General features: G+C 54.0%; 23 protein-coding genes. 11 read left to right on the forward strand and 12 right to left on the reverse strand.

The features are described 5' to 3' along the window. Positions 1–46: 46 nt before the first annotated feature. A complete protein-coding gene (locus tag FCN45_RS10790) occupies positions 47–1,957 on the reverse strand; it encodes an ATP-dependent DNA helicase (protein ID WP_137385913.1) in 1,911 nt (636 codons plus the stop codon). Positions 1,958–2,081: 124 nt separating this feature from the next. Here FCN45_RS10790 and FCN45_RS10795 point away from each other — a divergent pair, with 124 nt between their 5' ends. Then, positions 2,082–2,426 carry a RidA family protein gene (locus tag FCN45_RS10795; RefSeq protein ID WP_061718729.1) on the forward strand — a complete coding sequence of 115 codons (345 nt, stop codon included), beginning with the start codon at positions 2,082–2,084 and terminating at the stop codon, positions 2,424–2,426. A 14-nt stretch (positions 2,427–2,440) separates the two neighbouring features. Here FCN45_RS10795 and FCN45_RS10800 read toward each other — a convergent pair whose 3' ends face one another. Continuing rightward, positions 2,441–2,638, reverse strand: a complete 198-nt coding sequence (locus FCN45_RS10800; protein ID WP_008110398.1) for a YoaH family protein — start codon at positions 2,636–2,638, stop codon at positions 2,441–2,443. Positions 2,639–2,748: 110 nt separating this feature from the next. On the opposite strand from FCN45_RS10800, the gene pabB reads away from it, so the two are divergent. The 4 genes from pabB to FCN45_RS10820 all read left to right on the forward strand — a co-directional run bounded on the left by pabB (position 2,749) and on the right by FCN45_RS10820 (position 8,561). Further along, positions 2,749–4,107: an aminodeoxychorismate synthase component 1 gene (gene pabB / locus FCN45_RS10805; RefSeq protein ID WP_137385914.1), complete on the forward strand. Its 1,359-nt coding sequence runs from the start codon at positions 2,749–2,751 to the stop codon at positions 4,105–4,107. Between the two features lies 1 nt (position 4,108). After that, a complete protein-coding gene (locus tag FCN45_RS10810) occupies positions 4,109–4,678 on the forward strand; it encodes a CoA pyrophosphatase (protein ID WP_137385915.1) in 570 nt (189 codons plus the stop codon). A gap of 736 nt (positions 4,679–5,414) precedes the next feature. Continuing rightward, complete coding sequence (locus FCN45_RS10815; protein ID WP_101764191.1) at positions 5,415–6,779, forward strand: L-serine ammonia-lyase; 1,365 nt, start codon at positions 5,415–5,417, stop codon at positions 6,777–6,779. Between the two features lie 219 nt (positions 6,780–6,998). Next, entirely contained in the window at positions 6,999–8,561 is a 1,563-nt protein-coding gene (locus tag FCN45_RS10820) for an EAL domain-containing protein (RefSeq protein ID WP_137385916.1), read from the forward strand. 54 nt (positions 8,562–8,615) lie between these two features. On the opposite strand, the gene FCN45_RS10825 is transcribed toward FCN45_RS10820, so the two are convergent. Beyond that, on the reverse strand, positions 8,616–10,181 hold the full coding sequence (locus tag FCN45_RS10825) for a TerC family protein (RefSeq protein WP_101764189.1): 1,566 nt from the start codon (positions 10,179–10,181) through the stop codon (positions 8,616–8,618). 511 nt (positions 10,182–10,692) lie between these two features. On the opposite strand from FCN45_RS10825, the gene manX reads away from it, so the two are divergent. The 4 genes from manX (at position 10,693) to FCN45_RS10845 (ending at position 13,934) form a co-directional block, all read left to right on the forward strand. After that, entirely contained in the window at positions 10,693–11,664 is a 972-nt protein-coding gene (gene manX, locus FCN45_RS10830; RefSeq protein ID WP_137385917.1) for a PTS mannose transporter subunit IIAB, read from the forward strand. Between the two features lie 58 nt (positions 11,665–11,722). Continuing rightward, complete coding sequence (locus FCN45_RS10835) at positions 11,723–12,523, forward strand: PTS mannose/fructose/sorbose transporter subunit IIC (protein ID WP_064738889.1); 801 nt, start codon at positions 11,723–11,725, stop codon at positions 12,521–12,523. Positions 12,524–12,537: 14 nt separating this feature from the next. After that, positions 12,538–13,383 carry a PTS mannose transporter subunit IID gene (locus FCN45_RS10840; protein WP_008110411.1) on the forward strand — a complete coding sequence of 282 codons (846 nt, stop codon included), beginning with the start codon at positions 12,538–12,540 and terminating at the stop codon, positions 13,381–13,383. Positions 13,384–13,475: 92 nt separating this feature from the next. Further along, positions 13,476–13,934: a DUF986 family protein gene (locus FCN45_RS10845; protein WP_110866290.1), complete on the forward strand. Its 459-nt coding sequence runs from the start codon at positions 13,476–13,478 to the stop codon at positions 13,932–13,934. Here FCN45_RS10845 and rlmA read toward each other — a convergent pair. The 4 genes from rlmA to FCN45_RS10865 all read right to left on the reverse strand — a co-directional run bounded on the left by rlmA (position 13,931) and on the right by FCN45_RS10865 (position 16,205). Further along, entirely contained in the window at positions 13,931–14,737 is an 807-nt protein-coding gene (gene rlmA, locus FCN45_RS10850; RefSeq protein WP_137385918.1) for a 23S rRNA (guanine(745)-N(1))-methyltransferase, read from the reverse strand. The genes FCN45_RS10845 and rlmA overlap by 4 nt on opposite strands. Before the next feature lie 141 nt (positions 14,738–14,878). Then, positions 14,879–15,088, reverse strand: a complete 210-nt coding sequence (gene cspE, locus FCN45_RS10855) for a transcription antiterminator/RNA stability regulator CspE (protein ID WP_008110414.1) — start codon at positions 15,086–15,088, stop codon at positions 14,879–14,881. An 83-nt stretch (positions 15,089–15,171) separates the two neighbouring features. Next, on the reverse strand, positions 15,172–15,246 hold the full coding sequence (locus FCN45_RS10860; protein WP_110866451.1) for a DUF2627 domain-containing protein: 75 nt from the start codon (positions 15,244–15,246) through the stop codon (positions 15,172–15,174). Between the two features lie 683 nt (positions 15,247–15,929). Continuing rightward, complete coding sequence (locus tag FCN45_RS10865; RefSeq protein WP_137385919.1) at positions 15,930–16,205, reverse strand: YebO family protein; 276 nt, start codon at positions 16,203–16,205, stop codon at positions 15,930–15,932. 216 nt (positions 16,206–16,421) lie between these two features. Here FCN45_RS10865 and FCN45_RS10870 point away from each other — a divergent pair, with 216 nt between their 5' ends. Then, on the forward strand, positions 16,422–16,658 hold the full coding sequence (locus FCN45_RS10870; protein WP_137385920.1) for a YobH family protein: 237 nt from the start codon (positions 16,422–16,424) through the stop codon (positions 16,656–16,658). 36 nt (positions 16,659–16,694) lie between these two features. Here the strand turns inward: FCN45_RS10870 and kdgR are convergent, their stop codons facing one another. Next, positions 16,695–17,486 (reverse strand): DNA-binding transcriptional regulator KdgR, encoded by a 792-nt coding sequence (kdgR, locus tag FCN45_RS10875; RefSeq protein ID WP_137385921.1) that lies wholly within the window; start codon positions 17,484–17,486, stop codon positions 16,695–16,697. A gap of 192 nt (positions 17,487–17,678) precedes the next feature. On the opposite strand from kdgR, the gene FCN45_RS10880 reads away from it, so the two are divergent. Next, on the forward strand, positions 17,679–19,061 hold the full coding sequence (locus FCN45_RS10880; RefSeq protein ID WP_137385922.1) for an MFS transporter: 1,383 nt from the start codon (positions 17,679–17,681) through the stop codon (positions 19,059–19,061). Positions 19,062–19,108: 47 nt separating this feature from the next. On the opposite strand, the gene htpX is transcribed toward FCN45_RS10880, so the two are convergent. The 4 genes from htpX to FCN45_RS10900 all read right to left on the reverse strand — a co-directional run bounded on the left by htpX (position 19,109) and on the right by FCN45_RS10900 (position 23,547). Beyond that, positions 19,109–19,990: a protease HtpX gene (htpX, locus tag FCN45_RS10885; protein ID WP_101764183.1), complete on the reverse strand. Its 882-nt coding sequence runs from the start codon at positions 19,988–19,990 to the stop codon at positions 19,109–19,111. Positions 19,991–20,210: 220 nt separating this feature from the next. After that, a complete protein-coding gene (prc, locus tag FCN45_RS10890; protein WP_137385923.1) occupies positions 20,211–22,250 on the reverse strand; it encodes a carboxy terminal-processing peptidase in 2,040 nt (679 codons plus the stop codon). A gap of 19 nt (positions 22,251–22,269) precedes the next feature. Continuing rightward, positions 22,270–22,950 (reverse strand): RNA chaperone ProQ, encoded by a 681-nt coding sequence (proQ, locus tag FCN45_RS10895; protein ID WP_137385924.1) that lies wholly within the window; start codon positions 22,948–22,950, stop codon positions 22,270–22,272. 96 nt (positions 22,951–23,046) lie between these two features. Next, positions 23,047–23,547: a GAF domain-containing protein gene (locus FCN45_RS10900; protein ID WP_101764180.1), complete on the reverse strand. Its 501-nt coding sequence runs from the start codon at positions 23,545–23,547 to the stop codon at positions 23,047–23,049. Positions 23,548–23,597: the final 50 nt, after the last annotated feature.

Genomic DNA, 23,597 nt, shown 5'->3' on the forward strand with positions numbered 1-23,597 from the left:
CCTCAGAGAGTCAAAATGGCGCGCATCTTATCACAGCCTGGCACAATTAGTGATCCACTGGCTGACGGACAAATTCGATGGCACGCGCAATATCGCGGGTGCGCGGCGTGGGTGGCAAACTGTTCAGGAACAGGCCGCCGTAGGGGCGAGAAACCAGGCGCTGATCGCAAATCACCAGTACGCCGCGATCTTCGGTATCACGAATTAAACGCCCCACGCCCTGTTTCAGGGTGATTACCGCATCGGGCAGTTGCACATCATTGAAGGGGTCGCCGCCGCGCAGGCGGCAATCTTCCATGCGGGCTTTGAGCAGCGGATCTTCCGGCGAGGTAAATGGCAGCTTGTCGATGATCACCAGCGACAGCGCATCGCCGCGTACATCGACACCTTCCCAGAAGCTGCTGGTGGCGACCAACAGCGCGTTACCGGCTTCCAGGAACTGCTTTAGCAGCTGTCCTTTACTGGTTTCACCTTGCAGCAATACCGGCAACGTCATGGAAGCACGGAATTCGATGGCTAACTCGCGCATCATCTTGTGCGAGGTGCAGAGGAAGAAGCAGCGCCCTTTGTTGGCATCAATCAGCGGCTTCATCATGCGCGCCAGCTGGCGCGCGCCGCCGGGATGATTGGGTTCCGGCATGTTGCGTGGCACGCACAGCAGCGCTTGCTGGGTGTAATCGAACGGGCTGTCGAGGATCATCGTAGTAGCGTTATCCACGCCAAGGCGGCTGGAGAAATGGCTCATCTGCGCATTCACCGCCAGCGTGGCTGACGTGAAAATCCACGCAGCTTTGCGGTTATCCATCACTTCCCTGAAGCGTTCCGCCACCGACAGCGGCGTCAGCGCCAGCGTGAAATGGCGGCTATTGCACTCATACCAATAGCTGAAGCCGGGCTCGTCAATGGCGCGCAGCCGTTTCAGGCGCGTGCGATACAACGCCGCGCGCTCAAAGGCGGCGTCCAGCAGCGCGGAGCGCCCCAGCGACAGTTTGATCACGTCGTAACAGAGTTCGAGCGCATCATCCAGCAAGGTAAACATGCGCATGATGTTGTTATCGCTCAGCAGATCGCGCAGATTGCCGCGAAAACCCGGTTCGCCGAGCGTCAAACGAAAATCCTGCGCGCACTGCGCCAGACGATCGGCAGATTTCTGTAGCTGCTGCACATCCCGCACTTCGGTGCGATAGGCGATGATGATGTCTTTGGCGAGGTCCTGCAGTTGACGGCTCGACAGCTGCTGACCGAAATACTGGCTGGCGATATCGGGGAGCTGATGCGCTTCATCGAAGATCATCACATCGGCCTCCGGAATCAGTTCGCCAAAGCCGCCCTCTTTCACCACCAGATCGGCAAGAAACAGATGATGGTTCACCACCACCACATCGGCGTCCATGGCTTTTTTGCGCGCTTTGACCACGAAGCAATCTTTATACAGCGGGCAATCGCTGCCGAGGCAGTTATCGTTGGTGCTGGTGACGAACGGCCAGATCGGGCTGTCTTCGGCCACGCCGTTGCAGTTGCTGACGTCGCCATCGGTGGTTTCTGACGACCAGCCGCGCACGCTGATCAAATCGCCCAGCGCCTGAACGCTGAGATCGCCGCCGGTTTGATTCTGCTGCTCAAGACGTTCGAGGCATAAATAGTTGGAGCGCCCTTTCAGCAGCGCAGTTTTGCCGCTGAACTTCAGGGCACGCGCGATGGTAGGCAGATCGCGATTATAGAGCTGATCCTGCAACGCTTTGGAACCGGTGGAGACAATGACTTTTTTCTTTGCCCGCAATGCCGGCGCCAGATAGGCATAGGTTTTACCGGTTCCGGTGCCCGCTTCTACTACCAGCTCGCCGCCTGTTTTCACCGCCTCGGTTACCGCTTTGGCCATTTGGCGCTGTGCTTCACGCGGTTTAAAGCCCGGAATTGCCTGCGCCAGTGCGCCATCAGCTGCAAAATCGTCTGCCACACTTCCTCACATCAAAAATTAAAACCACTGTAATTATGTCAGGATTCCCGGCGGGCAACCACAACAGATGACATGCGCCCCTGGGATATGGCAGGCTAGCGCAGCAAAATTAAAGGAGAACAGCATGACCATTACGCGTATTGATCCAGAGCACCGTATGTCCGAAGCCGTGGTGCATAACCAAACCGTCTATTACACCAGCGTACCGGAAAACCTGGATGAAGATGCGGAAGCGCAAACCGCCAATGCGTTGGCGGTGATTGACGCCATTCTGACGCGCGTGGGATCGGATAAGAGCAAGATCCTCGACGCCACCATTTTTCTGGTGGAGAAAAGCGATTTTCCGGCGATGAATCGCGCCTGGGATGCGTGGGTTTCGCCAGGCAATGCGCCGGTGCGTTGCACCGTGCAGGCCGGTTTGATGAACCCGAAGTATAAAGTCGAAATTAAAATCATCGCCGCGCTGTAAAATCCGTTCGGGCGTTATTCGTTGTCGTCTTCTTCATCCTCGTCGTCTTCGAACATCGCCCGAATGGCTTCACCTTTATAGGTTTGACGAATCTCCTGCGCCACCTGCGCAATCGCCTGTCCGCTCGACATACCGCCCGCCATTAATTCCTGGATGCGTTCAACCGCTTGCTGCTGTTGCTCATGGGATAACGCTGGAAGACCTGTAAACATAATTCACTCCTGGTGCATGGGGGACGCATTATTACCACGTGGAACAAACGGGTGCCAGCAACAAAAAAATATGTCAGGCTAGCGACCTGCTTGCTGAAGTGATTTGTCCCATGATGGTAAAAAGCCTCGTTCTGAAGTATACGCCCGAAACGCTGTTAGACCTTTTTGCTCCGCTAGCCCACCAACGCTGGGCGATGTTGCTGACCTCCGGCCAGGCCGATCATGCGGATAATCGCTTTGATATCCTCACCGCCGATCCGCGCGCGACGCTGACTACACGCGGCGCCAGCACCGAAATTATCTGCGGTGATGACGTCATTCACTCCGCCGCCGACCCGCTGCTGCTGGTGCAACAACAATGTGCCGCGCTGGGTGTCACGCCGGCTTTTGATGCCGGGTTACCGTTTCAGGGCGGCGCCCTTGGCCTGTTCGGTTACGATTTAGGACGTCGCTTTGAAGACCTGCCGCAGCGCGCGCAGCAGGATCTCACCACGCCGGATATGGCGGTGGGCATTTATGACTGGGCGCTAATCGCCGATCACCATCTGCAACAACTGACGCTGGTTTCGCTCACCGATGCCGGGCAGCGCTGGCACTGGCTGCAAGCACAAACCGCGTCGCCCGCCGAGCCTTTCGCATTGACCAGCGAGTGGCAATCCAACCTCAGTTATGACCAGTATGCGCAGCGGTTCCACGCGGTGCAGGCCTATATTCAAGCCGGTGATTGCTATCAGGTGAATCTGGCACAGCGTTTTCAGGCGGGCTATCGCGGTGATGAGTGGCAGGCATTTTTGCGTCTGACGCAGGCGAATCGCGCGCCGTTCAGCGCCTTCCTGCGTTTGCCGGACAGCGCGCTGCTAAGTTTATCGCCAGAGCGCTTCCTCGCTTTACAGCAGCAGGAGATTGAAACGCGTCCGATTAAAGGCACTTTGCCGCGTCTTGCTGATGCCGAGGCCGACCGTTTGCAGGCAGAGAAGCTCGCCAACTCGCAGAAAGATCGCGCGGAGAACCTGATGATTGTCGATCTGCTGCGCAATGATATTGGCCGCGTGGCCGTGCCCGGCAGCGTCAGCGTACCGGAACTGTTCGTGGTTGAACCTTTCCCGGCGGTGCATCATCTGGTCAGCACTGTACGTGCACGTTTGCCTGAGACGCTGAGCGCAACCGATTTGCTGCGTGCTTGTTTCCCCGGTGGTTCTATCACCGGCGCACCGAAGATCCGCGCGATGGAGATCATCGAAGAGTTAGAGCCGCATCGCCGCAATGCGTGGTGTGGCAGCATCGGCTACATCAGCCTGTGTGGCCGTATGGATACCAGCATCACCATTCGTACGCTGATTGCGGAAAACCATCAGCTTTACTGCGCCGCCGGTGGCGGATTAGTGGCAGATAGCGACCTTGATGCCGAATATCAGGAAACCTTACATAAGGTGAACCGTATTTTGCCCAGCCTGCGTGATGGGACCTGAAATGAATTTAACCCTTGAGCAGTTCCTCAGCCGCTTTGTCCTGCAACCGCCGCTGCATGCGCCGAAAAGTGCCATCAGCGGACGCCGTGCGGCGGTACTGGTGCCGGTGATCGACGGCGCAGAACCTGGCTTGCTGCTCACGCGTCGCTCATCACACCTGCGTAAACACGCCGGGCAAGTCGCCTTTCCCGGCGGCATGCAGGATGCCACTGACACCTCGCTGATCCACACCGCACTGCGTGAAGCGCAGGAAGAAGTGGGAATTCAGCCGGAACAGGTGCAGATCATCGGTGTTCTGCCGCCGGTGACCAGCAGCACCGGTTTCGCTGTGACGCCGGTAGTGGGCATTATTCCGGCTGATTTTGCTTTGCAGCTCAATCCGGACGAAGTGGAAAGCGCCTTTGCCATGCCGCTGGCGGAAGCATTGCGTTTGAGCCGCTACAGCGATCTCACCTTGCGCCGTGGTCATCGCCAACATCAGGTTTGGTTATCCTGGTATGAGGATTATTTTATCTGGGGCATGACCGCCGGGATTATTCGTGCGCTCGGTCAACAAATCGCCCTGCCGTAAATCACCTAATGCTTGCCAGTTAAACTGTCTTTTTGCTTCAGATCTGGTGCGGGCTCTGACACATCTGCTGCGTCACGGGCCGTCCTCGCGCCGCTAGCGCGGTGCCTTCGGCTTCCACGTCGTGCCGACGGACCGTTCGCGGATCGGCCATCCTGGCCGGCCCCGAACTGCCTCACGCATCCATGCGTGAGGCTCCTGGCCCAACGTAAAAGCCTCAGCGCTGCGAATGGCCCTTTTGCCACAGCAGACGCGCCAGCGCCTTTAGCAAATGAGCCCCTTTCATCAACATACACTGAAGCTTCAGAGCAGGCCGGGGCCGCTTTTGGGCAGGCATTCCGCAGCGCTGAACGAAGCGAGGAAGCCAGGAGAGCCCGCAGGACGCGGGCGAAAGGCGGAGCCGGGACAAGGAAGTCCCGTCTCCGCCGGTCCGTCAGGCAGACGAGCGAAGTGAAGGTACCGCGTTAGCGGCGCGAGGACCGCCGGACCAAAAGTGGCCCCGGCCAGCTCACTCTTCGTTTGCTGACCAAACAAACAATGTGCCGTAAAACCCCGTTTCGTTAGCCTTTCGCCGGGAAAACCGATCCGCTTCACAACTGTACAAACGGATAACTATTTCTGTGGTTTATAATTAGTTTATTTCATGCGAAAAGCTGCTCGTTATACGGCATGGGCGATTACTATTAGCCGCATAAACGGCTTATGCCGTGCAGAATAAGATTTGTGAGGAGTGTCACCGGTGATTAGTGTTTTTGACATGTTTAAAGTGGGCATCGGCCCATCCAGTTCACATACCGTCGGCCCGATGAAAGCGGGCAAGCAGTTTGTTGATCTGCTGGCCGAACAAGGCAAATTGCAGGACGTGACGCGCGTGGCGGTTGACGTCTATGGTTCGCTGTCGCTCACGGGCAAAGGTCACCACACTGATATCGCGATTATCATGGGCCTGGCGGGCTTCGAACCGGCCACCGTCGATATTGATGGCATTCCCGCGTTCATCAAAGATGTGGAGCAGCGCGAACGCCTGCTGTTAGCCAACGGCGCGCGCGAAGTGGATTTCCCCCGTGAAGGCGGCATGGTGTTCCGCAGCGAAAACCTGTCGCTGCATGAAAACGGCATGACGGTATTTGCCTTCGCGGGCGATCTGCTGATTCTGAGTAAAACCTACTACTCCATCGGCGGCGGTTTTATCGTCGATGAAGAGCATTTCGGCCAACCGGTGTTGAACGAAGTTTCTGTGCCGTGGCCTTTCCACTCTGCTAAAGAGCTGCTCAGCCACTGTCGCGAAAGTGGGCTGTCGCTGTCCGGTTTGGTAATGAAAAACGAACTGGCGCTGCATACTCGCGACGAGATTTACGCCTATTTTGGCAACGTGTGGCAAACCATGCAGGCCTGTATCGATCGTGGTCTGAATACCGAAGGCGTACTGCCGGGACCGTTGCGCGTACCTCGTCGTGCGGCTTCACTGCGCCGTTTGCTGGTGTCATCCTCAAAGCACTCGAAAGATCCGATGGATGTGATCGACTGGGTGAATATGTTTGCGCTGGCAGTGAATGAAGAGAACGCGGCCGGCGGTCGTGTGGTGACGGCACCTACTAACGGTGCCTGCGGCATCGTGCCAGCGGTGCTGGCCTATTACGATCACTTTATCGAACCCGTTACGCCCGATATCTTCATCCGCTACTTCCTCTCATCTGGTGCGATTGGCGTGCTGTATAAAATGAACGCCTCAATCTCGGGTGCCGAAGTGGGTTGTCAGGGCGAGGTAGGCGTGGCGTGTTCCATGGCAGCCGCCGGTCTGGCGGAACTGCTGGGCGGCAGCCCGGAACAGGTGTGCGTGGCGGCGGAAATCGGCATGGAACACAATCTGGGATTAACCTGCGATCCAGTCGCCGGCCAGGTTCAGGTGCCGTGCATTGAGCGTAACGCCATCGCTTCCGTAAAAGCCATTAACTCCGCGCGCATGGCGCTGCGCCGCACCAGCGAACCGCGCGTGTCGCTGGATAAAGTGATTGAGACCATGTACGAAACCGGTAAGGACATGAACGCTAAATACCGTGAAACCTCTCGCGGCGGATTAGCGATTAAGGTCCAGTGCGATTAACGCTTCGCTGGTGATTTAAACAACAGTTGGCTATTTTTATTCATCTGTAGCTACCTCCAACTGAGTAAAACAGATACATTGATTTCGAGCGCGGCCCTTTGTGGCCGCGCTTTTTTTAGTGCCGTATTTTTTATTCAGCCGCGCTAAACCTGGCCGCCTCAATGCCGATAACCTACACGTTAATTTGGCTTCAATCTTTGTTTTGCAAGGTGGTTACTGATGCTCATTCCCCAGCAATTTGTGGGTCAATTTCGCCGTAAGCGACTGCTTATTGCGTTAGTGATCGCCTCGCTGGTTCTGGTCCTGACGCTAACTTTTCGTTATATCGAAGAGAAATCGCGCATTGAGCAGCAGTCGCTGAATTTCGCCACCCGCGCGATTGAACGCTTTGATCGTATGTTCTCGCCGCTGGATGTTTCCGCCAACAACACGCTCGGTTTGGTTGGCGTACCTTGTGCGCAAGTGCGTTATCCGCTGATTGAGAAAATTGCCGCGCTGCAAACCGTGCGCACCGTGCTGCTGGTTAAGGACGACGCGCTCTACTGCTCCAGCATTTTTGGCCCGCAAAACCTCTCCTTCAGCCAAACCTATCCTGAATTAGCTATCAATAATCAGCGCATGATGTTGGCCACGGACAGTGATCTGTTGAAAGGATCGCCGGTGCTGCTGCTGTGGACGCCAAAATCGCTGGATAATCGCGAAGGTCTGCTGCAAGTCATTAATATTGAATTGATGACCAATTATCTGCTGGAGCCGCAGTTGCCGTGGGTTGAGCGCGCCATTTTCAACGTGGGTGGTCAGAGCCTTGAATACGGTAATCCGCTGATTGAACAAACTGAACCGTCTGAAGATGAAGTGGCGCACGATCAGGCATCACTGCGTTATCCGTTTAGCATCACCTTGTACGGCCCTTCTCCCGCCCGGCTGGCGCTTAACACGCTGCCTTCACAGCTGCCGCTGGCGCTAATGCTCAGCCTGCTGATGGGTTACATCGTCTGGCTGGCGACCGCCAATCGCATGAGCCTCAGTTGGCAAATCAGTTATGGCATCACCGCTAACGAATTTATGGTTTATTGCCAGCCGCTGATTAACGCTAAAAGCGGCGAGTGTGACGGCATGGAGCTGCTGCTGCGCTGGCATAACCAGCGTCAGGGCTGGATTGCGCCGGACGTGTTTATTCCGCTGGCCGAGCGGCAAAACCTGATCGCGCCGTTGACCCGCTTCGTGCTGGCGAAAGTCGTGGCTGAGCTGCCCAATCTGCCGCAATGTCCGTCGTTCCACATTGCGATTAACGTTGCCGCCAGCCATTTTCGCGATCGCGCCATTGTGGAAGATCTGCAAAATATCTGGTGGCCGGCCAATCCCATGCCAAAACTGGTGGTTGAGCTGACGGAGCGTGACGCTTTGCCCATCATCGATCAATCGGTGGTGTCGCAGCTGCATGAAATTGGTGTGCGTCTGGCGATTGATGATTTCGGTACCGGCCACAGTTCGCTGGCTTATCTGAAAGACCTCAAACCGGATGTGCTTAAAATCGACAAGATTTTCACCGCCGCCATTGGCACCGATGCGATTAACGCGACCGTTACCGATATGGTGATCTCGCTGGCGCAGCGCCTGAATATTTCACTGGTGGCGGAAGGTGTGGAAACTGCCGAGCAGGCACACTATCTACGTGAGCGCGGCGTCGACCATCTGCAAGGCTATTTCTACGCGCGCCCGATGCCGATTGAGGATTTCCCGCAATGGCTGGAGCAGCATCAGGCGCAGCTAAGCGCATAAAAAAACGGCCACTCCTTTTGGCGTGGCCGTTATTGTTTACTTCAGTCCGATGACTTACCCGGCGTGTTCTTCGTGATCGAATGGCTTATCTTTGGTGACGCGCACCAGGTCGATACGGTAATCGGTCGCCTCAATCACCTGGAAGTGCAGCGGCGGCAAATCAATCACTTCGCCGGGCAGCGGCAACTGGCCTTTCTGTGCAATCAACAAACCGGCTAGCGAGGCGTGATCTTCATCGGCTTTAACCAACTCGTGATGATCCAGCAGCTGTTGCAGCGAGTGTAAATCGGTCCCGCCCTTCACTAACCAACCGTCGCCATCGGCAATGATGTCTGGCGTTTCGTCTTCATCCGGGAACTCACCGGCAATCGCTTCCAGCACGTCCAGCGGCGTGATTAAGCCCTGCACCACACCAAATTCGTTGGTGACAATTACGAAGCTACCTTTAGCACGTCGCAGCACGCCCAGCAGATTGATTGGGTCCAGGGTTTCCGGAACCACAATCGCCGGCGTGTTAGCCGCAAAGGTTGCCACATCCATGCCGTGTTCCAGCGCCACCAGCAGCTCTTTGGCACGCACCACGCCGATGATTTCATCCAGCTCACCGCGACATACCGGGAACAAGCTGTGTGGCGTATCCAGCAGCTGAATACGAATTTCATCCAGCGGACGCGAAACATCCACCCACGAAATGTTACCGCGCGGCGTCATGATGCTACGGATTGAACGCTGCGATAACGTCAATACGCCGTTGATCATGTAGCGCTCTTCATCCTTAAACGCTTCCTGCGGCATCGCTTCGGTCAATGAGGTTTCTTCAGTTGTCGTCGCTTGCTTACGCTGGCGTCCACCCATCAAACGCAGAATCGCTTCGGCGGTGCGTTCACGCATCGGGCGATGTTCCTGATGCTTAATAAAGTTACGGCGCGCAATCTGGTTAAATAGCTCGATGATGATCGAGAAGCCGATCGCAGCGTACAGGTAACCTTTGGGAATGTGGAAACCAAAACCTTCGGCCACCAGCGACAAACCAATCATCAGCAGGAAGCTCAGACACAGCACCACCACCGTTGGGTGTTCATTCACAAAACGCGTCAGCGGTTTCGAGGCCAGCAGCATGACGCCCATGGCGATCACCACGGCGGTCATCATCACCGGCAGATGGTTTACCATACCAACCGCAGTAATTACCGCGTCGAGTGAGAACACCGCATCCAGCACCACAATCTGAATCACCACCGCCCAGAAACTGGCGTAGCTCTTATTGCCCTGATGTTCGAGCCCGCGGTTCTCAAGCCGCTCATGCAGTTCCATGGTTCCCTTGAATAACAGGAACAAACCACCAAACAACAGAATTAAATCTCGTCCGGAAAAGCTGAAATCGCCTACGCTGAATAGGGGCCGCGTCAGCGTAACGATCCAGGAGATCAGCGACAGCAAGCCAAGACGCATCACCAGGGCGAGCGACAATCCGATTAGACGGGCTTTATCGCGCTGCTTCGGCGGCAATTTGTCCGCGAGGATGGCGATAAAAACCAGGTTATCAATGCCGAGAACAATTTCCAGCACGATCAGCGTGAGCAAACCCGCCCAAATTGAGGGGTCGAAGAGAAATTCCATCAATGACTCCTTACCGGACGTGAAGGCGCACGAAATTGAGTCTGCACCAGAGGGCGAGACGAGAGATCGTTACAGGCGGTGATAACGCTGAAGAGCGTGGAAGCGGGCGCGATAAAGCGCTGAGAACATGTTGAGCGACGTCGGTGACGGTCCATAAAGGTGAGCTGAAGCCCGGTACTCCTTAATAAAAAACAGAACGCTAATGTATCAGTTACATCAACGACGTCAAAAAAATTTATTACATTTACAAATATCTACGTTGACGCAGGAATATCGAACAAAAGTGCACATTAGCGCCGTTACGCGCGAAATAGCTGACAAACATCACATAATTTATTTTTTCGATCACTAAAATAAATCGCGACCTTATCGCTGTGCAGCGGATTGTTGCGTTTTATTTATTGATGCTTTTTCTCTATCACATCATCAACGATCCACCTGAAACACTAACGGTAATATTCAATGATTCCCGGCAATGCCTGAGAATCTCTCACGCGAACGGAGGTAGCAAGTGACCATTGCTATTGTAATTGGTACACATGGCTGGGCGGCAGAACAGTTGCTTAAAACAGCAGAGATGCTGTTGGGTGAGCAGGAAAATGTCGGATGGATTGATTTCGTTCCCGGCGAAAATGCAGAAACGCTAATCGAAAAGTATCAGGCGCGGCTGGCCGAACTCGACACGTCAAAGGGCGTGTTGTTCCTGGTCGATACCTGGGGTGGCAGTCCATTTAATGCGGCCAGCCGCATTGTGGTGGATAAGGATGGTTATGATGTCATCGCTGGCGTCAACATCCCGATGCTGGTGGAAACCTTGATGGGACGTGATGACAACCCATCGCTGGAAGAACTGATTCACATCGCGGTGGAAGCCGGTCGTGAAGGCGTTAAAGCCCTCAAAACTGAAACGCCAGCGCAAGCCGCAGCTGCGCCTGCTACGGTTGCAGCGAAAGCGCCTGCTCAGCCGCAAAAACCAATGGCTGCAGGCGATCACATGAAAATCGGCCTGGCGCGTATTGATGACCGCTTGATTCACGGGCAAGTGGCCACGCGCTGGACCAAAGAGACCAACGTTACCCGCATCATCGTGGTGTCTGATGAAGTGGCGAACGATCATGTGCGCAAAACGCTGCTGACGCAGGTGGCCCCGCCGGGCGTTACCGCGCACGTGGTGGATATCGATAAGATGGTTCGCGTGTGGAACAACCCGAAATATGGCAATGACAAGGTGATGCTGCTGTTCACCAATCCCACCGATGTGGTGAGGATTGTCGAGCAAGGCGTGGACATTAAGTCGGTCAATATTGGCGGCATGGCGTTCCGTCAGGGCAAAACGCAGGTGAACAACGCGGTATCGGTGGATGAAAAAGATATCACGGCGTTCCGCAAACTTAATGAGCGCGGTATCGAACTGGAAGTACGTAAAGTGTCCAGCGATCAGCGACTGAAAATGATGGACCTGATCGCCAAGGTCAATCCGTAGTTCGCCCTTTGCCTGCATACGTGGGCGAATTTTAGAGACCTTGCAGAGGAGAAATGCAATGGAGATAACCACGCTACAAATCATTTTGATATTTATTGTGGCCTGTATTGCCGGGATGGGATCGATTCTTGATGAGTTCCAGTTCCACCGTCCGCTGGTGGCTTGTACCTTAATTGGTGCGGTCCTCGGTGATATGAAAACCGGTATCATCATCGGCGGTACGCTGGAGATGATTGCACTGGGCTGGATGAACATCGGTGCGGCCGTTGCACCGGATGCGGCGCTGGCTTCGATTATCTCAACCATTCTGGTTATTGCCGGTGGTCAAAGCGTGGGCGCCGGTATCGCACTGGCGATTCCGCTGGCTGCGGCCGGTCAGGTTCTGACCATCATCGTGCGTACCATCACCGTGGCCTTCCAGCATGCCGCCGATAAGGCAGCCGAGAAAGGCAATCTGACGGCGATCAGCTGGATCCACGTATCCGCGCTGGTACTGCAGGCGATGCGTATTGCCATCCCAGCACTGATCGTGGCGATTTCTGTCGGTACTCACGTGGTTCAGGAACTGCTGAACTCGATTCCAGACGTGGTCACCAACGGCCTGAACATCGCCGGCGGCATGATCGTGGTGGTGGGTTACGCGATGGTCATCAACATGATGCGCGCGGGCTACCTGATGCCGTTCTTCTACCTTGGCTTCGTTACCGCAGCCTTCACCAACTTCAACCTGGTTGCGCTTGGCGTGATTGGCGTGGTGATGGCGGTGCTGTATATCCAGCTGGCACCGAAATATAACCGCGTTGCAGGTGCTGCAACCAGCGGTCCTGCAAACAATGACCTCGATAACGAACTCGACTAGGAACAGGTGAAATCATGGTTGATACAACTAACACTCCAAAGAAACTCACCCCCGGCGATGTCCGCGGTGTGTTCCTGCGCTCTAACCTGTTTCAGGGTTCGTGGAACTTTGAACGTATGCAGGCGCTGGGTTTTTGCTACTCAATGGTGCCGGTGATTCGTCGCCTCTATCCAGAAAACAACGACGAACGTAAACAGGCGATTAAACGTCATCTTGAGTTCTTCAACACCCATCCTTACGTAGCGGCGCCTGTGCTGGGCGTTACCATGGCGATGGAAGAGCAGCGTGCCAACGGTGCGCCCATTGATGATGCAGCGATTAACGGCATCAAAGTGGGTCTGATGGGGCCGCTGGCTGGTGTGGGCGACCCGATCTTCTGGGGTACCGTGCGTCCGGTGTTTGCTGCGCTGGGTGCCGGTATCGCGATGAGCGGTAGCCTGCTGGGTCCATTGCTGTTCTTCATCCTGTTTAACGCCGTGCGTCTGTTGACGCGTTATTACGGTGTGGCGTATGGCTACCGTAAAGGCGTGGATATCGTCAGCGATATGGGCGGCGGTTTCCTGCAGAAACTGACGGAGGGCGCGTCGATTCTCGGCCTCTTTGTCATGGGGGCCTTGGTTAACAAGTGGACGCATGTGAATGTGCCGCTGGTGGTGTCGCGCATTACCGACCAGACCGGTAAAACCACGGTTACCACGGTGCAATCTATCCTCGATCAGCTGATGCCAGGCCTGATTCCACTGCTGCTAACCTTTGGCTGTATGTGGCTGCTGCGTCGTAAGGTGAATGCGTTGTGGATTATCGTCGGCTTCTTCGCCCTCGGTATCTTCGGTTACTGGATCGGCCTGCTCGGTCTGTAATCATCCCGCCGGGAGCCCTGCTCCCGGCTATTATTGAGCGGCATTATCTGAGCGCCCACGTTGAGATAATTTCGATTGAGGAAGAACATCTTATGTCACTGACTGACGCCCTGATCGCCCTGCTGATTGCAGGCTTCATTCTGTTCGCCATCTATGATGAAGCGATCCTGCCGCGCCGCAATGGCCCGACAAAACTGCGCGTCGCACTGCGCCGTCGCCATAAAATTGATAGCGCCATTTTTGTGGTGCTGCTGCTTATTCTGCTGTGGAACAACATTGATAAACATGGCACACAACTCACCACCAATTTGCTGATGGTGCTGTGCTTTATGGCGATTTGGTTATTCTGGGTGCGCAGCCCGAAGCTGTTGATGAAGGAAAATGGACTGTTTTTTGGCAGCGTGTGGATCGACTACGGTCGCATTCAGAGTATGAATCTGTCAGAGGATGGCATTCTGGTGATGCAGCTGGAGCAGCGCCGCCTGCTGATTGCTGTCAAACAGCTTGATGACCTGGAACGGATCTACAATACGCTGGTGGAAGCGCGTTAATCGCGCTGCCATAACGTCAGCATAAAGTCGGCATCACAGTTAAACTCGCTGGATGCTGCCAGGTTCTGCCACACTTCTTCGCGTGCACGCCAGGCAAATGGCGTCATCTGCAATAAGCTCACCGCCTCACTTCCGCTCAACGTCATGCTGTAATGCAGGTTTTGTTGATCGACCTGCCTGAAGCCGGCATACACCTTCTCTTCCGCCGCGTGCAGCTGCACTTCGCGATAAATCAGCGCCTTGAATTGCTGTAAGTGATGCGGTCCCGGCGTCACCGTTAGCAGGTAACCCCCCGCTTTGATCGCGCGGCTCAGCTCATCTTCATTGCAGGGCGCATAGATGCGCACCACGCCATCCAGAGAAGCATCGGCAAAAGGTAAACGCTGGCTGGACGCCACGCAAAATTTCACCGCACGATAACGTTTAGCGGCCATGCGAATCGCTGCTTTCGCCACATCCAGACCAAAGAGTTGCGCCTGTGGTAACGCATCGGCCATCGCCGCAGTGTAATAACCTTCCCCGCATCCAAGGTCTAACAGCTGTGTACCTTGCTCACCCAGATGCTGCGCGAGGATCCCGGCGACAGCCGCGCGCAACGGCTGATAGTGTCCGGCATCGAGGAAGGCGCGTCGTGCCTGCAGCATCTCGGCGCTATCGCCCGGTTCGCGCGAACCTTTGTGCTGCACCGGCAGTAAATTGACGTACCCTTCTTTCGCCTGATCAAACTGATGACCTGCATCACAGCGGAAGCTATTAGCCTGCTGCAATAAAGGCTGATGACAAAGTGGGCAAATCAAAGACATAGACAACTCCGGGTTAGCAATTCGCGGCGCAGTTTACCCTGATCATCTGGCTACAGAAAGAATAAAAGAAAAAGCCCCGTTCAATGAACGGGGCTTTAGGATTCGTTTCAGTGGTGCATGGCACCGAGCCTGAGGGCGAAATCAGATTGGGGTAACGTTGACCGCAGCAGGACCTTTCTGGCCATCCTGGATTTCGAACTCAACGCTTTGGCCTTCGGCCAGAGTTTTAAAACCATTGCCCTGGATTGCAGAGAAGTGTACGAACACATCTTTGCTACCATCAGCAGGAGTAATAAAACCAAAACCTTTAGACTCGTTGAACCACTTAACCTGACCTTTAATCTTTGCCATTTCGCAAATTTCCTTTCAATGATTATATTGCCCGCAGGCAGACTTACAGATAAACCAGAGACATTACTGAATGAGGCACTAATTTAAGGTTCGGCAAGGAAGCGGTATTCAACGTCAACGTCTTTACTCGTAACTTCTTTACTGAAGATGCCATACATAAACAGAACTGTACCTCGTTTGACCTACGATTTGTTATCACATATCCGTAAATTAATGGCAAGCCATTTTTAAACGGTGATCGACGTGACGCACATAATTAGTTAATTGGCGCGGCACTTCATCAATCAACATATTGACACCCAGCGCGGAAGGTGCGCAAAAAAAGGTTATCAGTCAGTATAGTTAGCGCTTGATTGCCGCTTAGTCAAGCGCAGCGGTAATGTCTATATTGGTACAATTTTAGGGGTTAACAGTACGACAAAAATATTGCACTAATATGGCATCAATAAAATATTCCACTGAAAACTTCGCTCGCCACACAACAACTGCGCGCCGTTCAAATCTTGTACAAATAGTTTTCTCAGGTATAAGTTATTAATTGCTTTGCACCAAAATCAGGAGAAACCAATAATATGCGCCCCATATAAACGCATTAACATTAGGTGGCATTTATCTCAATTTTAACTATCTACCCAACAATTAAATGTTAAAAAAAACATTGAAGAGCTTGATTTAACAAAAACTCCTTAGGATAAATCTTAGTTGATATTCATTCAGGCAGGGATTGTTGCTATTCATACCTGGTTTAGAAGGGAATTTACTAAAAGTCATTATCCCGCCACGCACCATTTCAGTGCGCAGCGGTTGCCATAACGACGATTATTTCACCCCTTTTAACGGCTTAACGTTCCGGGATCATCCGAATAAAATCGCGTTTTTCATCCGCGTCTTCATCCGCTGTTGGTTTTGCTGTGGATGGCTGTGCGTCAACCAGACGGCGCAGGAGCGCATTCTGTTTCTTTTGCTCTTCGATAACGGCTTCCAGCAAACGAATCTGCTCACTGGCACGCACGCTTGCCCGGTTGACAAAGAACCAGACAATAAAGGCCACAAGAATGATGATGGCCAGAACGCCATAGTTAAACAGCGGGCTGGTGTTTGCGGCTAATTCGTTCATAACTGCCTCTATAGTCAAAAATCAAACATCTACTCCGCCGCTGATTCTACTCGCTGCCGACGCAAAAGATAATGGGTAGCGACGGAAAGCAGATTATCCCGCCTGCCCTCTCTTTCAGTTATCTCTGATCGATTCGATGGCTAAAGCGCGGCATGCTGTTACAGTAGATTCGCAGCAAGGTTGGATGCGCTGCGTTGTGTATCACAAGGAGATAAGATGAAACTACTTATTCGGACGATTATGCTGGTGGCATTAATTTGGTTAGCGATGCTGCTGACCGGCTATGGCGTACTCACCAGCAGCAATAAGAATGCGGCGGGACTGGGGCTGCAATGCAGTTATCTGACCGCACGCGGTATGATTACGGCACAGTATCTGCACACAGACAGCGGTATCGTCGGCGTAACGGATTGTCCACTGCTGAAGAAAAGTGGCGAAGTGGTTGACAATTAAGCGTTAAAACGGGCTGGCAACAGCCCGTTTTTCATTTCAGAAAGGATAGTTGTGGTAGCCCATTTGTTCAGACAGATTGCGCGCCGCACGATGCAGCATCGCCACATACTCATTTTTGGCTTCTTCGGAAAAACGAATGGTGGGGAACGAGATGCTTAGCCCCGCAATCACCACGCCAAAACGGTCAAATACCGGCACCGCGATGCAACGTAAGCCCTCTTCCTGCTCTTCATTATCTTCACCAAATCCCTGTACTTTTACCTGATCCAACACCGTCAGCAATGCTTCTGCAGTGACAATGGTTTTCGCGGTACTGCGGCGGAATTCCACTTCGCTCAGGATCTCCTGCACTTCAGCGCGATCGCGCCATGCCAGCAGCACTTTACCAATCGCGGTGGTGTGCAGTGGATTGCGGCGGCCGATGCGCGAATACATACGCAGGTTATACAGTGAATCGATTTTATGGATGTAGACGATGCTGTCTTCTTCCAGCGCGCCGAGGTGAATGGTTTCTTTAGTAAGACGCGACAGCTCACGCATCTCAATATCGGCGCTACGAATCAGATCGACGTTCTGCAACGCTTTGGCGCCGAGTTCGAACAGCTTGAGCGTCAGCGAGTATTTCTCACTTTCTCCTTCCTGCGCCACATAGCCAAGCGATTTCATGGTCTGTAAAAAGCGATAAACGGTACTTTTTGACATCATCACGCGTTGGGACAGTTCGGTGATGCCGTGATCGCGCTCTTCGCCCAGCGCCTGCAGAATGCCAAACACTTTCATCACTGATGAAACCGAGTCTGGCTGTTTATCATTATCACTGCTCGCCATGGCGCGTATCCTTTTTGACAGTGTTTCAAAAAAAACGGAACAGAAGCGCCAGTATATGCGTTTCAGCCTGATGGCGGCAACGACTGACGCTAAGTGACACATCCACACGTAATTTTATGTCAATGAATGCGGTGCTTTTCGGCAGCGAATTGATTAGCATGATGATATTCACTCTCTTTACTTACTTTACTTATGCCTTCTACTGTTGCCCAGGATGGATTACCGCTTCCACAGCGCTATGGCGCGATCATCACCATTGCACTCGGTATTATGATGGCGGTGCTGGATGGAGCTATCGCCAACGTGGCCTTGCCAACCATTGCGCGTGAATTGAATGCCAGCCCAGCCGAATCGATCTGGATTGTTAACGCCTACCAAATCGCCATCGTTATTTCGCTGCTGTCGCTGTCGTTTCTCGGCGATATGCTCGGCTACCGCCGCGTCTATCAGGTTGGACTCGCGCTGTTTATCGCTACCTCACTGTTTTGCGCCCTCTCCTCATCGTTGAATACGCTGACCGTGGCGCGTGTGCTGCAAGGCCTTGGTGGTGCCGCATTGATGAGCGTTAACACGGCGCTGATCCGTATCATCTATCCGCAGCGCTTCCTCGGGCGCGGTATGGCGATCAATTCGCTGATTGTTGCGGTCTCCAGCGCGGCCGGTCCAACCGTAGCGGCGGCGATCCTGTCTGTTGCCAGCTGGAAATGGCTGTTTCTGATCAACATTCCACTCGGCATCGTTGCGCTGTGGCTGGCGTTGCGTTTCCTGCCAGATAACACCCAGAAAGCCAAACAACAGAAATTCGACGTGCCAAGCGCGGTGATGAATGCGCTGTTCTTTGGCCTGCTCATATCGGCACTGAGCGGTTTCTCGCAGGGACAAAACGGCTGGCTGATTGTGGCCGAATTGGTGGCATTGGTGTTGGTGGGCATTGTTTTCGTTCGTCGCCAGTTAGCGATGCCGGTGCCATTGCTGCCGGTGGATTTGCTGCGCATTCCGATCTTTTCGCTGTCGATCGGCACCTCAATTTGCTCGTTCTGCGCGCAGATGCTGGCGATGGTGGCGTTGCCGTTCTTCCTGCAAAACGTGCTGGGCCGGGATGAAGTGGCAACCGGCTTGCTGCTCACGCCGTGGCCGCTGGCAACCATGGTGATGGCACCCATTGCAGGTCGCCTGATCGAGAAGTTCCATGCCGGATTATTAGGCGGATTGGGATTAGCGATGTTCGCTGCCGGGCTATTCCTGCTGGCGCTTTTACCGACGCAGCCAACTGACGTGGATATCATCTGGCGCATGATGCTGTGCGGTGCCGGTTTCGGCCTGTTCCAGTCGCCTAACAATCACACCATCATCACCGCAGCACCGCGTAACCGCAGCGGTGGTGCCAGCGGAATGCTGGGTACCGCGCGTCTGGTGGGACAAAGCAGCGGCGCGGCGCTAGTGGCGCTAATGTTTAATCTGTTCAACGACAGCGGAACACACGCCTCACTGCTGTTAGCGGGTAGCTTTGCCAGCGTCGCTGCCTTGGTGAGCCTGGCGCGCATGACGCAGTCGCGGCAGGCAGCCGAATCTTAGAAACAGCAAGGGCGCCATCTGGCGCCCTTTTTTCTGTCTATTACCGATTACTTCAGGTATTCACCGCTACGCAGCGCTTCGATACGTTTATCGAGCGGCGGATGCGACATGAACAGCTCGCTCAACGATTTATTTTTACCATTGATGCAAAACGCCATCATGCTGCTTGGCTCCTGCGGCTCGTAGCTGGTTTTCAGACGCTGCAGTGCGGCAATCATCTTCTCGCGGCCAACCAGTTTGGCAGAACCCGCATCAGCGTGGAATTCACGGTGACGTGAGAACCACATGGTGATGATGCTGGCGAGGAAGCCGAACAGCAGTTCTAACACCATCGAGACCGCGAAATAGACCATCGGATTTCCGTTGCTGCTCTCTTCACCGTCGCGGTTACCCGACAGGAAGCCGGAAGCGATCTGCGCCAAAATGCGCGAGATGAAGATCACAAAGGTGTTCACCACACCCTGAATCAGCGTCATGGTGATCATGTCACCGTTGGCGATATGGGCGATTTCGTGCGCCAGCACCGCTTCCGCTTCATCACGGCTCATGTTTTGCAACAGGCCGGTGGAAACAGCGACCAGCGACGCGTCACGGCGTGCGCCTGTCGCAAAGGCGTTAATGTCGGGCGCGTGATAAATCGCCACCTGCGGCATCGCAATGCCAGCCTGTTGTGCCTGGCGGCCGACGGTATCCATCAGCCAGCGTTCCGTCTCATTACGCGGTTGTTCAATGACTTCACCGCCAACGGATCGTAACGCCATCCATTTAGACATCAGCAGTGAAACAAACGCACCGCCGAAGCCAAACAGACCTGCCATAATCATCAGACCCATAACACTGCTTGACTGGATTCCTGTCAGACTCAAAATCAGTCCGAATACCAACATCACCGCCAGGTTGGTGAGCAGGAAAAGAGCAATACGCATCATAAACGTTAATCTTCCTCAGTTGTGCACGCGCATATGCGCGGATATCTATCCTATGGTCATCGCCGCGCATTTCAAGCAACCTTAATCTTTAAGTGCCTAAAAAGACATAACTTTACATTAGGCAGTGAAGTGCGAAGTTCGCTGCGTTAGTAAGGCTTAACAACGATTTTAGCGTAAAAAAAAGCACCGCCGAAGCGGTGCTATTTCACAAACCAGACGTTTACTTCGCGCTTGTGGCAGCAGGCTGAGATTTCTCCAGCTGCGCCATATCGTTAGCGATTTTCACCGTTTCATCCAGATACGGATCCGGCTCTTTATAGTCTTTCGGCAGATCTTCGATGCTCTTCAGCGGCGCTTTGCCTTCCGCCTGATAGCGCGCGTTAATGCGCTCCAGACGCAGTGCATCATCTTCGCGGTTCTCTTTCTCACGCTGGGCAAGATTGAGCGACACGATATTACGCTTGTCTTTCATCGCATCGAAACGCGCAATATCTTTCATGATGTACTGGAACTCGCGATCTTTAGCGATGCGATCGGCATGCTCTTTGGTCAGCTGCGGTACCAGCGGCGCGATATCGCCGGTTTTGGTGTAGCTTGCCGCATTCACACTGTCCCAAGGCAGCGCGTTGTCCTCGAACTTCTCGCCGGTTTCTGCCGCTTCAACGCCGGTTGGCATCAGCAGATCTGGCGTTACGCCTTTACGCTGCGTGCTGCCACCGTTAATGCGGTAGAACTTCTGAATGGTGTACTGTACAGAACCCAGCGCCGGCCATTCCGGACGCAGCATCTGATCGTAGATACGGTTCAGCGAACGATACTGTTGCACGGTGCCTTTACCGAAGGTCGGCTCACCGACAATCAGCGCACGGCCGTAATCCTGCATCGCCGCAGCGAAGATCTCAGAAGCCGAAGCACTGAAGCGATCGACCAGCACCACCAGCGGACCTTTGTAATAGACGATGCCGTCGTTATCGCTGTCTTCACGCACGCGGCCATTGTTATCACGCACCTGCACCACCGGACCGCTTGGAATAAACAGGCCCGAAAGTGAAACGGCTTCGGTCAACGCGCCACCGCCGTTGGTACGCAGATCGATCACCACGCTGTCGACGTTTTGCTTCTGCAGTTTCTGCAGCTGCACCTTCACATCGTCAGTCAGGCCAACGTAGAAGCCAGGAATGTCGAGCACGCCAACTTTCTGTTTGCCGACGTTATGCACGGTGCCTTTTACCGCGCGATCTTCCAGACGGATTTTTTCACGCGTCAGCGTCACGGTGCGGGTTTTGGTGCCCTTGCCAGCAGGCAGGATTTCCAGGCGTACTTTGCTGCCTTTCGGTCCTTTGATTTTTGAAACCACATCATCCAGACGCCAGCCAATCACATCTTCCATCGGTTTGCCCGGCTGAGCGACACCGACAATGCGGTCGCCCACGCTGATCGCTTTACTCTTCGCCGCCGGACCGCCTGCGACCATCGAGTTGATCACCGTGTAATCGTCATCCATCTGCAGCACTGCGCCGATACCTTCTAGCGACAGGCTCATTTCAGTGTTGAATTGCTCGGTGTTGCGCGGCGAAAGATAGTTAGTGTGCGGGTCGATTTCATGCGCGAACGCGGTCATCGCCAGCTGGAACACATCTTCACTGTTGCTTTGCGCCAGACGACGGATGGCAAAGTTGTAACGCTTGGTCAGCGTTTCGCGAATCTCTTTCTCATCTTTACCGGCCAGTTTCAGGCTCAGTTCGTCATATTTAACTTTGGCATCCCACAGCGCGTTGAGCTCATCGACGCTCTTTGGCCATGGCGATTTTGCCCGGTCAATGTCAATGGTGTCATTGCCGGTGAAATTCATTGGGCGATTCAGCACGCTCAGCGCATATTGATAGCGCTCAAAGCGGCGTTTCTGCGCCAGATTGTAGAGATCGTAAAACACATCCAGCTTACCGCTGCGGAACTCATCACCCACGGTAGTTTTCTTATCGGCGAACTGCGCGATATCCGATGCCAGCAATACGTTATGGCTGTAGTCGAGCAGATTCAGGTAGCGATCAAAAATTTTCGCGGAGAAGTCCTGATTCAAATCGAACTGACGATAGTGAGAGCGGGTGAAACGCGAGGTAACGCGTTCGCTAACGGTGGGATGCTGTGGCTCTTCGTGTAGCTGGGGAATCTGGTCGGCGCGGGTAATATTATCTGCACCAAAGGTGGGGCCTGCTAAAAGCAGGCCCGCGATCATACCGATCTTTAAAAGGTTGTTCATGCCAGGGTCAGCCTCCGTTTCAGAACTGCAAATGTTCTGCGCGCACAATCATAGCCATGCCGGAAGCGAGCTGAACCCGAACGCCATCTTTAGTAATTTCAAGAATGGTAGCGTCCATTGCACCTTTGCCTGCAGTCACTTTGATGTTCTGGCCGGGCTGCAACGTTGAGGTATCAGTGACAGGTTTGGCCCGCGGTGGCTGCGGTGCGGCTGCACGCTCAGTCGCGGCCGCACGCGGCGCCTGAGGACGTGGCTTACGCGCGGCATCACCTTCGGCAGCTTTACGCGGAGCAGACTTGCGCGGACGACGTTCAGCGGTCTCTTCACCGGCTTCACGCTTCTTCGCTTTCTGCTGATCGCGCTGCGCCTGAACGCGGGCTTTCGCTTCTTCCAGTTGCTTGCGCGCATGTTCTACGTGTTGCTCATCCAGCACGCCACAGGCGTTGCCATCAAGATCGACACGAATGGCACCCGCTTTGATGCCATAAAGATAACGCCAGCTAGAGGTATAAAGACGTAAGGCAGAACGCAGTTGCGTCTTGCTCAGGCTCAGTTCGCCTTGAACACGCTCGACCAGATCTTGAAAAATGCCGATTTTGAGCGGACGCGCCTCGCCTTCGGCGCTAAAGCATTGCGGAAAACGTTCCGCCAAAAAGGCGATGACTTCTTTACTGCTATTCAACTTAGGTTGATTTTCCATGAAATTTCCTGATTACAACGGATTTGCCGACCAGAGCAGGCATGAACAGGCGACATTATAATGACAACATCGCCAAATGCTATGTGATCCAGTCGATTAGCTGTGCGTCAGCTGAATAAATTTTACGATGTCGCTGCCCGCCAGCACTTCACAAAGCCCGTCGGTAAGGGCCATCAGCCCCGCTTCGTCCTCGCTATCGAAGCGAGAATAAACCGTACTATCAATGTCTAAAACACCCACGAGGGTGCCATTTACTTTCAGAGGAATCACGATTTCAGCATTACTGGCGGCGTCACACGCGATATGGCCAGGGAACGCGTGCACGTCTTCCACCAATTGCACTTTGTCCTCGGCTACCGCGGTTCCACACACGCCTTTGCCAACCGGAATACGTACGCAGGCGATTTTGCCCTGGAACGGGCCCAGCACCAGCGTGTTCGGTTCTGTCAGTAAATAGAATCCAGCCCAGTTCACGCCTTCCAGGCGTTCAAAAAGCAGTGCACTGCAATTGCCGAGCGCGGCCAGGAACGAGGTTTCACCCGCCAACAGGGCGCGGACATCGCGATTCAAATCCTCGTAAAAAGCTTTTTTGTTCATTGTTCAACCATAACTCGTCACTGGGGTGACCTTGTTGTCACTCAGTTGTT

This window comes from Pantoea sp. SO10 (assembly GCF_005281435.1).
Lineage (GTDB): Bacteria > Pseudomonadota > Gammaproteobacteria > Enterobacterales > Enterobacteriaceae > Pantoea > Pantoea leporis.

Coding starts and splice junctions, on each gene's coding strand:
- FCN45_RS10795 (WP_061718729.1), top strand. CDS start 2,082: ATGACCATTACGCGTATTGATCCAGAGCACCGTATGTCCGAAGCCGTG.
- FCN45_RS10800 (WP_008110398.1), bottom strand. CDS start 2,638: ATGTTTACAGGTCTTCCAGCGTTATCCCATGAGCAACAGCAGCAAGCG.
- pabB (WP_137385914.1), top strand. CDS start 2,749: ATGATGGTAAAAAGCCTCGTTCTGAAGTATACGCCCGAAACGCTGTTA.
- FCN45_RS10810 (WP_137385915.1), top strand. CDS start 4,109: ATGAATTTAACCCTTGAGCAGTTCCTCAGCCGCTTTGTCCTGCAACCG.
- FCN45_RS10820 (WP_137385916.1), top strand. CDS start 6,999: ATGCTCATTCCCCAGCAATTTGTGGGTCAATTTCGCCGTAAGCGACTG.
- FCN45_RS10825 (WP_101764189.1), bottom strand. CDS start 10,181: ATGGAATTTCTCTTCGACCCCTCAATTTGGGCGGGTTTGCTCACGCTG.
- FCN45_RS10835 (WP_064738889.1), top strand. CDS start 11,723: ATGGAGATAACCACGCTACAAATCATTTTGATATTTATTGTGGCCTGT.
- FCN45_RS10840 (WP_008110411.1), top strand. CDS start 12,538: ATGGTTGATACAACTAACACTCCAAAGAAACTCACCCCCGGCGATGTC.
- FCN45_RS10845 (WP_110866290.1), top strand. CDS start 13,476: ATGTCACTGACTGACGCCCTGATCGCCCTGCTGATTGCAGGCTTCATT.
- rlmA (WP_137385918.1), bottom strand. CDS start 14,737: ATGTCTTTGATTTGCCCACTTTGTCATCAGCCTTTATTGCAGCAGGCT.
- cspE (WP_008110414.1), bottom strand. CDS start 15,088: ATGGCAAAGATTAAAGGTCAGGTTAAGTGGTTCAACGAGTCTAAAGGT.
- FCN45_RS10865 (WP_137385919.1), bottom strand. CDS start 16,205: ATGAACGAATTAGCCGCAAACACCAGCCCGCTGTTTAACTATGGCGTT.
- FCN45_RS10870 (WP_137385920.1), top strand. CDS start 16,422: ATGAAACTACTTATTCGGACGATTATGCTGGTGGCATTAATTTGGTTA.
- kdgR (WP_137385921.1), bottom strand. CDS start 17,486: ATGGCGAGCAGTGATAATGATAAACAGCCAGACTCGGTTTCATCAGTG.
- FCN45_RS10880 (WP_137385922.1), top strand. CDS start 17,679: ATGCCTTCTACTGTTGCCCAGGATGGATTACCGCTTCCACAGCGCTAT.
- htpX (WP_101764183.1), bottom strand. CDS start 19,990: ATGATGCGTATTGCTCTTTTCCTGCTCACCAACCTGGCGGTGATGTTG.
- prc (WP_137385923.1), bottom strand. CDS start 22,250: ATGAACAACCTTTTAAAGATCGGTATGATCGCGGGCCTGCTTTTAGCA.
- proQ (WP_137385924.1), bottom strand. CDS start 22,950: ATGGAAAATCAACCTAAGTTGAATAGCAGTAAAGAAGTCATCGCCTTT.
- FCN45_RS10900 (WP_101764180.1), bottom strand. CDS start 23,547: ATGAACAAAAAAGCTTTTTACGAGGATTTGAATCGCGATGTCCGCGCC.